This window comes from Mesorhizobium sp. M4A.F.Ca.ET.022.05.2.1 (genome assembly GCF_003998845.1).
Lineage (GTDB): Bacteria > Pseudomonadota > Alphaproteobacteria > Rhizobiales > Rhizobiaceae > Mesorhizobium.
Map to the genome: position 1 here is coordinate 1 of NZ_RZOJ01000223.1, position 10,015 is coordinate 10,015.

The window sequence follows — 10,015 nt, forward strand, 5'->3', positions numbered from 1 at the left end:
AGGCACATCTGCTCGCGCGCTTCCCCGACCTGAAACTGGTGCCCGGGAAGCAACCGGTGTTCCGCGGCTGGGAGTTCCGCGCGCCTACCACCCTCAATGTTGCCTTCGGAGGCGCTGCCCAATGATCAGCCAGAGCACCATCGACACGCTGCGCAAGACCGAGGTCGGCGCGCGCAACCTGTTCATCGATGGCGTCCAGACGGCGGGCGCGACTGGCGCCACCTTGCCGGTGATCTCGCCGATCGACGGACGCCCATTCGCCAGCATCGCCGACGGCAATGCCGCCGATGTGGATCGCGCGGTGCTCGCTGCCCGCAAGGCCTTCGAGAAAGGTTCCTGGTCGCGCGCGGCTCCCGCCTTTCGCAAGAAGGTGCTGACGAAGCTCGCCGAACTGGTCGAGAGGCACGCCGACGAACTCGCCGTGCTCGGCGTGCGCGACAACGGCACCGAGATCGGCATGGCCTACAAGGCCGAGCCGGTGTCGGCGGCCGGCACCATCCGCTACTACGCCGAGGCGATCGACAAGATCTATGGCGAGATCGCGCCGACTGCCGACAATGTGCTGGGCCTGATCCACAAGGAACCGCTCGGCGTCGTAGGCGTCATCGTGCCGTGGAATTTCCCGCTGATGATTGGCGCCTGGAAGATCGCGCCGGCGCTCGCCGCCGGCAACTCGATCGTCGTCAAGCCGCCGGAAATCGCCTCGCTGACGCTGCTGCGGCTGGCCGAGCTTGCTGCCGAGGCCGGGTTGCCGGAAGGCGTTTTCAACGTCGTCACCGGCCGCGGCGCGGTGGCCGGCGAGGCGCTCGGCCTGCATATGGATGTCGACGCCATTGCCTTCACCGGTTCCGGTCCGGTCGGCCGCCGCCTGCTCGACTATTCGGCGCGCTCCAATTTGAAGCGCGTCTTCCTCGAGCTCGGCGGCAAGTCGCCCAACATCGTCTTTGCCGACGCGCCGGACCTCAGCCAAGCGGCCGTCGTGTCGGCCAATGGCATCTTCCGCAATTCCGGGCAGGTCTGCGTCGCCGGTTCCCGCCTGCTCGTCCAGGCGTCGATCTACGACCGCTTCATGGACGAGCTCCTCAAGGCGACCACGAAGCTGAAAGTCGGCGATCCGCTCGATCTCGGCAGCGATGTCGGCGCGGTGTCGAGCGCCGAGCAGTTGACCAAGAATCTCAACTTCGTCGCCAAGGCGGCGGAGGAGGGCGCCCGCCTCGTCACCGGCGGTGAGCGCATCCTGACCGAGACCGGCGGCAGCTATATGGCGCCGACCATCTTCGAGAACGTGACCGAAAAGATGCAGCTCGCTCGCGAGGAGGTGTTCGGCCCCGTGCTCGGCGTCATGCGCTTCGATACCGAGGAGGAAGCTGTGAGCCTCGCCAATGCGACCGTCTACGGCCTGGCCTCCGCCGTGTGGACCTCGAACCTGTCGACGGCGCACCGCATGGTGCGCGCCATCAATGCCGGCGTCGTCCACGTCAACACCTATGGCGGCGCCGACATCACCGTGCCGCTCGGCGGCGTCAAGCAGTCCGGCTTCGGTCGCGACAAGTCGCTGCACGCCATCGACAAATACACCGACCTTAAGACGGCATGGATCGCGCTCGGCTGACGGCGGTCTAACGCTGCTGGATCAGCGTCCGCGCCGCATCCGCGCCCGCGGCAAGGATGCGATCCGACAGGTCCGTCCCCTGTACGGCGCGGGCCAGTTGCAGCGCGCCGATGAGCGTCGCGAACACACCCAGCGCCACGCCTTCCGGATCCTTGCCCTGCGGCAGCGCTGCGGCAACTTTCAGCACCTGTGACAGGAAGCGCTCGGTATAGACCTCGCGCGTTTCCGGTGGCTGGCGCGCGATCTCGGGCAACAGCGCCGCGGAGGCGCAGCCCTTTTCCGGATTGTCCCGATGCTCGGCCGACAGATACGCTTCTATGGCCTTTTCCGGGCCGCCCGAAGCCAACAATTCCTGAATTTGCCGCGACTGGGCATCCAGCGCCGCGGCCACGCTTTCGCGGACAAGCTCCGCCTTCGATTGAAAGTGCGGGTAGAAGGCCCCGTTCGTAAGCCCGGCGTCGCTCATGATGGTCGCCAGTCCGGACGCAGCGATGCCGTCGCTTCTAAAGCGTTCGGCGGCGACTTCCATGATCCGGCCGCGTGAGGCGTCCTTGCGGCCCTTTTCATAGCGCATGGCTGTACGTCCTTTCCGCTATTGCATTATGGTCATAATATTATATTATAGGCGTAATTTAATTGGCCGGAAAGACCGGCCTTGGCGATTTTGGAGCATGACATGAATGCGAATTCCGGAAAGACCGCTGTTGTGACCGGAGCCTCCTCGGGCATCGGCCGCGCCAGCGCCGAGGCCTTGGCGCGGGCGGGATTTACCGTCTTCGGGACAAGCCGCCGCGCGGCCGGCAACGGCCCGGACGGGGTAACCATGCTGGCCTGCGACGTAACCGATGTCGAGGCCATCACCGCACTCGTCTCGACGGTGCTCTCGCGTACCGGCCGGATCGATGTGCTGGTCAACAATGCCGGCGTCGGCATGATTGGCGGCGCCGAGGAATTCTCGATCGCGCAGGTACAGGCACTGTTCGACGTCAATCTGTTTGGCGTCGTGCGCATGACCAACGCGGTATTGCCGTCGATGCGGCGGCATGGCGAAGGGCGCATCATCAACATCGGCTCGATATTGGGTCTCGTGCCGGCGCCGTATTCGGCCCACTATTCGGCGGCCAAGCACGCGATCGAGGGCTATTCGGAATCGCTCGATCACGAGGTTCGTGCCTTCAACATTCGCGTCTCCGTCATCGAGCCGGCATTCGTGCGCACCGTCTTCGACCAGAACGGGATAGAGCCGGATTCCCTGTTGCAGGAATATGATCGGGCGCGCGCCGGAGTCGACGCCCTGCTTCGCGATGTGATGCCGAAGGCCGACCGGCCGGAAGTGGTGGCGGATGTGGTCGTCAAGGCCGCGACCGATGCCCGTCCGCGGCGGCGCTACACCGCCGGCAAGGCCGCGCGGCAGGTCAGCATGCTGCGCCGCTTTGTCCCCGTCGAGATGTTCGACAAGAGCTTGCGCAAGCAGTTCCGCTTGCCGGTCTGAACAGGCGCAGGGCAGGGGGATTCTCACCGTGCGGCACACCAAAACCACTTTCAGGAAGTTACTGCCATGAAGGCATTCGTTGTCGACAAGTATAACAAGAAGGCCATCCTGCGGCTGGCCGAGATGCCGGAGCCGAAGCTCGGGGTCAGCGATGTCCTGGTCGAGATCCATGCGGCGGCGGTGAACCTTCTCGATTCCAAGGTCAGGACCGGAGAGTTCAAGCTCATCCTGCCCTATAGCCGGCCCTTCATCCTCGGCCACGACGTGGCCGGCAAGGTCATCCGCGTGGGATCGAAAGTTCGCAGGTTCAAACCCGGCGACGAGGTCTATGCGCGGCCGCGCGATGGCCGGATCGGGGCATTCGCCGAGTTCATCGCCATCGATGAAGCCGACGTCGCCCTGAAGCCCAGCAATCTCAGCATGGAGGAGGCGGCCTCGATCCCCCTGGTCGGTCTGACCGCCTGGCAGGTGCTCGTTGAAAGGGCAAAGCTGAGCAAAGGACAGAAGGTCTTCATCCAGGCCGGCTCCGGCGGCGTCGGCATATTCGCGATCCAACTGGCAAAGCATCTCGGCGCGACCGTTGCGACGACGGCGAGCGCAACAAGCGCTGCTCTGGTCAAGGGCCTCGGCGCCGATGTCGTCGTCGACTACCGGAAAGACGACTTCGAAAAAATCCTGTCGGGCTACGATATCGTCGTGAACAGCCAGGACGCCCAAACACTCGAAAAGTCGCTCACTGTGCTCAAACCCGGCGGCAAGCTCATCTCGATCTCCGGCCCGCCGGATCCCGAATTCGCCAGGGAAAAGGGGTTGAACCTGGTGTTGAGGACGCTCCTGCGCCTTCTTAGCCGCGCCATTCGGTCCAAAGCCAGGCGCCGTGGCGTCAGCTTTTCGTTCCTGTTCATGTGGGCGCAGGGCGACCAGTTGGGCAAGATCACCGCCCTCATCGAGTCCGGCGCGATCCGCCCGGTTGTCGATCGGGTCTTTCCCTTCGAAGCGACCAACGAGGCCCTGGCCTACGTCGAAACGGGACGCGCCAAGGGCAAGGTGGTCATCAAGGTCAGATAGCGACGGCCATCTTTGGGGTTCGCAATGACTTTCGCTTGGCCAATGACTTTCGCTTGGCGTTGACTCGCGCCCGCCAGCCAACCCTCACCCCAGCAAGTTGCGCGCCGTGCGCATGAAGATCCTCGACCCGATCGGGATCAGGTCGTCCGGAAAATCATAGTCCGGATTGTGCAGCGCCGGATAGCGCTCGCCGGCGCCGAGGAAGAACATCGCCGACTTGGCGCTGTGGCCGAACAGGCCGAAATCCTCCGAGGCCCGCATCGGCAGGGCTTCTTCGCTGTGGTCGACGCTTTCTTCATCGAGCGCGCGGCGCAGGTGCGCCACCGCGTCCGGCGCGTTGACACTGGCGACGAAGATCTCGTGATAGTCGGAGCTTAAGGCCAGGCGATGCCGGCCGGCGATTTCCGCGGCCAGCGCTTGAGCGGCGGCGCAGAGATCCGCCATGCGCTCGTCGCGCCGGGTGCGCAGCGTCGCCCAGACCTCAGCATGGGCGGGCGCGATGCCGAACACGGCTTCGCCCATCTCGGCATGGGTGACGGTCACCATTGAGAAGTCGTCGTCGGCGAAGCTGCCGCGCCCGAGCGCCGGCAGCGCCGGCATCAGCTCACTGATCGCCAGCATCGGCGAGATGCCGGTCTCGGGCATCGACGAATGCGCGGTCTTGCCCTCCAGCACGATGCGCATACCGCGCGAGGCGCAGTTGACCACGCCGCTCTTCAGCCGCACCTCGCCGAACGGCACGCCGGGCAGATTGTGCAGCGAGAAGGCGAAATCCGGGGTGATCTCGCTGAAGCGCGGATCGGCGACGACGCCGGCCGCGCCATTGCCGGTTTCTTCCGCCGGCTGGAACATCAGCACGACGCGGCCGCTAGCCGGCCGCTCACGTCCGAGCTGACGGCCGAGCGCGGCCAGGATCGCGGTGTGCCCGTCATGGCCGCACATATGCGACTTGCCCGGCACCTGCGAGGCATGCGGCACGCCGGAGAGTTCCTCGATCGGCAACGCGTCGAGTTCCGAGCGGAACAGTACGGTCGGGCCGGCTCGGCCGCTGTCGTAGACCGCCGCAACACCGTGTCCGCCCAGTCCGGTCAGCACCTTGTCCGGCCCCGTGTCGGCGAGGAAGGAGACGACTTCCGTTGCCGTTTTCTCCTCCTCATTCGAAATCTCCGGCTGCCGGTGCAGCTTGCGCCGCCACGCGGTCAGCTCGACAATATCCTGATTGGTCAGGGTCATGCTTCTTGGCCTCCGATGACGACTTGCTAGCCACAAATGGCCGTGCCCGCCACGGTCCAGGTTCCGGGCTCGGGCGGGCCAGGCCACCGGCCCTACTTCACGCGGTTGGGGCACAGCGCCTTGAACTGCTCCAGCGTATAGTCGTAGCCGGAAGCGCCGGAGCCATCGAGCACCACATTGTCATCAATCGATGTGATCAGATAGTCCGTCGTCACATCGGTGCCCTTGTTGCGGCCCTGGAACAGCATGTTGGCGCCATAGAAGGTGGTGAACTTGCCGGTCTTGCAGTTGGCGGTGATCTCGAAGTGCAGAGGCGACTTCATTTCCGCGTCGATGCAATCCTTGGAGAAATCGTGGCCATATTCGCGGCAGTAGACGCCCGCCTTCTGCCTGTCGTGTTTAGCCAGGATGCTGGCGTGCGTGGAGCCGATGCCCGTCTTTTTCACGATGGTAAGTTCCATTCCCACCCTGGCGCCGTAGTAAATCGTACTCGCCTGCGCTGCTGTCGCGAGGATCAAGGCGGTGAGGACAACCAAAAGATGTCGCATGGAAACTTCTCCCTTGACCGGAGAGGTTTCACGCGAGCGATCGTCGGGTCAAGCCCCTGCGGCGGTTCATCGTTTCGCGACAACGCCGAGCCGCTTACCCTTTGTTTGACGCAATTCCGGGCGGCCGACGGTCAGCCGAACCGGCGTGCGCCGGTGGGACTGCATTTTGCCTCGCCTGGCCCAATCGCCGCCGATGCGGAAGAGGATGGCCATTATGAGGAGACCCTTTATAACGGTCGACAAGATTGCGATAACCATGAGGAGACGATGCGCTACATACGTCCGCATTCAATCGAAGATGCCGTTGGCCAATTGGCCGGGTCGGCCGGCACGGCCGCCATCCTCGCCGGAGGCAGCGACCTGCTGGTGAGGATGAAGGGCGGCTTCATCGAACCCGACCTGATCGTCGACATCAAGGCCATTGAGGGCCTGAGCGAGATCCGCGAAACCGCAGAAGGCTTCAGCATCGGCGCCGCCGTCCCCTGCGCCGTGCTGGGCGAGAGCGCTTCCTTGAAGAAGGCGTGGCCGGGCGTCGTCGAGGCGGCGAAGCTGATCGGCTCCAAGCAGGTGCAGGGACGCTGCACCATCGTCGGCAATCTCTGCAATGCCTCGCCGGCCGCCGACAGCGTGCCGGCGCTGGTAGCCGCCGGCGCCAGGGCAGTCGTTGCCGGATCTTCGGGCAAGCGCACGATTGCCGTGGAGGCGGTGCCGACCGGTCCGGGCCGGACCTCGCTCGCCAAGGGCGAGATCATCGAGGCGATCCTGCTCGACAAACGTGCGCCGCATTCGGGCGATGCCTATCTGCGCTTCATTCCGCGCACCGAGATGGACATCGCCGTGGTCAGCGCCGGCGTGAACCTGACCCTCGACGAGCAGGGCGTGGTCAAGGCGGCCCGCGTGGCGCTGGGTGCCGCGGCGCCGACGGTGCTGCTGGTGGACGAGGCCGCCGAGGCCCTCATCGGCAGGACGCTCGACGAAGCAGCGCTCGAGCGGCTGGCCAAGGTCTGCTCCGGCGCCTGCCGTCCCATCGACGACAAGCGGGGCACCATCGAGTTCAGACGGAAAGTTGCGGGTGTGCTGGCCAGGAGAGCCGCCACGACCGCCTATCAGCGCGCAGGAGGCAAGTGATGGCCGGTGTAGCAGTCTCAACGACAATCAACGGCGATCACGTCGAATATCTTTGCCAGCCGGACGAGACCCTGCTCGACGTGCTGCGCGACCGGCTCGGGCTGACCGGCGCCAAGGAAGGCTGTGGCACCGGCGACTGCGGTGCCTGCAGCATCATCCTCGACGACCGGCTGGTCTGCTCCTGCCTGGTGCTTGGCGCCGAGGCTGAAGGCCGGCGCGTCGAGACCGTCGAGGGCATGGCGCATGGCGAGAAACTGCATCCGCTGCAGCAGAAATTCCTCGAGCACGCCGCGCTTCAGTGCGGAATCTGCACGCCGGGTTTTTTGATCGCGGCGAAGGACCTTTTGGCCAAGAACCCCGACCCGACCGAGGAGGAAATCCGCTTCGGCCTCGCCGGAAACCTCTGCCGCTGCACCGGCTATGACAAGATCGTGCGCGCCGTCCAGGACGCGGCGAACGTGATGAAGGGAGCCTGAGATGAATTTCGATCCGCGCTACTCGGGACGCAATTTCTCTTCCGTCGGCACGCGCCCCATTCGCCCCGACGGCGTCGACAAGGTGACCGGCCGCGCCCGCTATGGCGCCGACTTCAACATGGCCGGCCAGCTCGTCGGGCGCGTGCTGCGCAGCCCACACGCCCATGCGATCATCAGGAAGATCGACACCTCGAAGGCCGAAAAACTCGCCGGCGTGAAGGCGGTGGTCACCGCGGCCGACCTGCCAGACCTTACCGATGGCGATGCCGCCATGTACGACATCCTCGACAATTGCATGGCGCGCACCAAGTCGCTCTATGACGGCCACGCGGTGGCCGCGGTCGCCGCCGTCGATGCCCGCACCGCCAGGCAGGCGCTGAAGCTGATCGAGGTCGACTACGAGGTGTTGCCGCATGTGACCGATGTCGACGAGGCGATGAAGCACACCGCACCGCTCGTCAACGACGCCACCTTCACCGAGGGCCTCGAGGAAAAGCCGGCAAAGCCGTCCAACGTCACCAAGCGCAGCCAGTTTGGCCATGGCGACGTCCATCAGGGTTTCGGCCAGGCCGACTTCATCGTCGAGCGCTCGTTCAAGACCGAGCAGACGCACCAGGGCTATATCGAGCCGCATGCCTGCGTGGCGAGCGTCAGCACCGACGGCACAGCCGAGCTGTGGGTCTGCACGCAGGGCCACTTCGTCTACCGCCAGCACTGCGCGCAACTGCTTGGCATCGAAGCCTCGAAGCTGCGCGTCACCTCCTCCGAGATCGGCGGCGGCTTCGGCGGCAAGACCCATGTCTGGGCCGAACCGGTGGCGCTGGCGCTGTCGCGCAAGGCCGGACGGCCGGTGAAGCTGGTGATGACCCGCGACGAGGTGTTCCGCGCCTCGGGCCCGACCAGCGCCACCTCGATCGACGTCAAGATCGGCGCCCGCAAGGACGGCACCATCACCGCCGCCGAAGCGACGCTGCGCTACACGAGCGGCCCCTATGCCGGGACGTGGGCCGAGATCGGCGCCATGACCGCCTTCGCCTGCTACAAGCTTGAGAACGTTAAGACCGTCGGCTACGAAGTACTGGTCAACCGGCCGAAGACCGCCGCCTATCGCGCGCCCTCGGCACCCATGGCGGCCTTCGCGGTGGAAAGCGCCGTCGATGAGCTGGCCAAGGAGATCGGCATCGACCCGGTCGACTTCCGCATCAAGAATGCGGCTCACGAAGGCACACGCTCCTCCTACGGCCCGGTCTACGGCCCGATCGGCATCGGCCCGACACTGGAGGCGGCGAAGAACCATCCGCACATGAAGGCGCCGTTGGCGAAGAACCAGGGCAGGGGCATGGCCTGCGGCTTCTGGTTCAACTTCGGCGGCCAGACCTGCACCGACCTGAACATCGGCATGGACGGCTCGGTCTCGCTGGCCGTCGGCACGGTCGACGTCGGTGGTTCACGGGCCTCGTTGTCACTGGTGGCGGCGGAGGAGCTCGGCATCGACTATTCGCAAGTCAAGGCGATCGTCGCCGACACGTCATCCCTCGGTTACAACGACATGACCGACGGCAGCCGCGGCACCTTCTCCTCCTCCATGGCGACAATCTCGGCCGCCCGCAACGCGATCAAGATCCTGCGTGAGCGCGCCGCGCAGATGTGGGACATCTCGGTCGATGACGTCGCCTGGGAACAGGGCCACGCGGTCGCCAAGGGCGAGAAGCACGGCAATCTCGGCAAACTGTCGCTGCAGGAGATCGCCGCCGATTCCGGCAAGACCGGCGGACCGATCGCCGGCCACAGCGAGCTGGTCGCCGACGGCGCCGGCGTGTCCTTCGCCACCCATATCTGCGACATCGAGGTCGATCCCGACACCGGCGCCACCAGGGTGATCCGCTACACCGTGGTGCAGGATGCCGGCAAGGCGGTGCACCCGACCTATGTCGAGGGCCAGTACCAGGGCGGTGCCGCGCAAGGCATCGGCTGGGCGCTCAACGAGGAGTATATCTACGGCAAGGACGGGCGCCTGCAGAACCCCGGCTTCCTCGACTACCGCATCCCGGTTTGCTCGGACCTGCCGATGATCGACACGCAGATCCTTGAGATCCCCAACCCCAACCACCCCTATGGGGTGCGCGGCGTCGGCGAGACCTCGATCGTGCCGCCGCTGGCGGCGATCGCCAATGCGGTGTCGAACGCCGCTGGCGTGCGCATGACGCACATCCCGATGTCGCCGCCGCGGATCCTGGCGGCGATCGAGGCGGAACGGGAAGGCTAGAGCAATGCTGAAAAGCGCTAAGCGGTTTTCGGCTTACGCCACGGTCCAATGAGGTTCTGGCGCTGATGGTCGAAGTGACGCTCTGGGGATCGCTTGGCGCGCTCGCCGGAGGCCAGAGTAAGGTCGAGGTCGAGGCCAAGGACATCAGGGAGCTGTTCCGGAAACTTTCGGAACAGTATCCCACCTTCGAGC

General features: G+C 65.2%; 9 protein-coding genes and 1 pseudogene. 7 read left to right on the forward strand and 3 right to left on the reverse strand.

All coding sequences use genetic code 11. The annotated features are described in order from the left end of the window. Positions 1-121: 121 nt before the first annotated feature. Positions 122-1,612, forward strand: a complete 1,491-nt coding sequence (locus EN745_RS21885) for an aldehyde dehydrogenase (RefSeq protein WP_127422233.1) — start codon at positions 122-124, stop codon at positions 1,610-1,612. A gap of 7 nt (positions 1,613-1,619) precedes the next feature. Here the strand turns inward: EN745_RS21885 and EN745_RS21890 are convergent, their stop codons facing one another. Beyond that, positions 1,620-2,186: a TetR/AcrR family transcriptional regulator gene (locus EN745_RS21890; RefSeq protein ID WP_126056103.1), complete on the reverse strand. Its 567-nt coding sequence runs from the start codon at positions 2,184-2,186 to the stop codon at positions 1,620-1,622. A 102-nt stretch (positions 2,187-2,288) separates the two neighbouring features. Here EN745_RS21890 and EN745_RS21895 point away from each other — a divergent pair, with 102 nt between their 5' ends. Continuing rightward, positions 2,289-3,104 carry an oxidoreductase gene (locus EN745_RS21895; protein ID WP_127422234.1) on the forward strand — a complete coding sequence of 272 codons (816 nt, stop codon included), beginning with the start codon at positions 2,289-2,291 and terminating at the stop codon, positions 3,102-3,104. Between the two features lie 66 nt (positions 3,105-3,170). Next, entirely contained in the window at positions 3,171-4,172 is a 1,002-nt protein-coding gene (locus tag EN745_RS21900) for an NADP-dependent oxidoreductase (RefSeq protein WP_127399911.1), read from the forward strand. An 84-nt stretch (positions 4,173-4,256) separates the two neighbouring features. On the opposite strand, the gene EN745_RS21905 is transcribed toward EN745_RS21900, so the two are convergent. Then, on the reverse strand, positions 4,257-5,405 hold the full coding sequence (locus tag EN745_RS21905; protein WP_127422235.1) for an amidohydrolase: 1,149 nt from the start codon (positions 5,403-5,405) through the stop codon (positions 4,257-4,259). Between the two features lie 92 nt (positions 5,406-5,497). Continuing rightward, positions 5,498-5,953 (reverse strand): hypothetical protein, encoded by a 456-nt coding sequence (locus EN745_RS21910; RefSeq protein ID WP_127422236.1) that lies wholly within the window; start codon positions 5,951-5,953, stop codon positions 5,498-5,500. Between the two features lie 267 nt (positions 5,954-6,220). Between EN745_RS21910 and EN745_RS21915 the strand changes: the two genes are divergently transcribed. The 4 genes and pseudogenes from EN745_RS21915 to EN745_RS37665 form a co-directional block, all read left to right on the forward strand. Next, positions 6,221-7,081, forward strand: coding sequence for a xanthine dehydrogenase family protein subunit M (locus EN745_RS21915; protein ID WP_126056098.1), 861 nt, complete (start codon positions 6,221-6,223; stop codon positions 7,079-7,081). Then, entirely contained in the window at positions 7,081-7,557 is a 477-nt protein-coding gene (locus tag EN745_RS21920; protein WP_126056097.1) for a (2Fe-2S)-binding protein, read from the forward strand. Before EN745_RS21915 ends, EN745_RS21920 begins: the two co-directional genes overlap by 1 nt. A 1-nt stretch (position 7,558) precedes the next feature. Then, on the forward strand, positions 7,559-9,823 hold the full coding sequence (locus tag EN745_RS21925) for a xanthine dehydrogenase family protein molybdopterin-binding subunit (RefSeq protein ID WP_127422237.1): 2,265 nt from the start codon (positions 7,559-7,561) through the stop codon (positions 9,821-9,823). A 65-nt stretch (positions 9,824-9,888) separates the two neighbouring features. Continuing rightward, a pseudogene (locus tag EN745_RS37665) lies at positions 9,889-10,015 on the forward strand (MoaD/ThiS family protein); the annotation flags it as partial.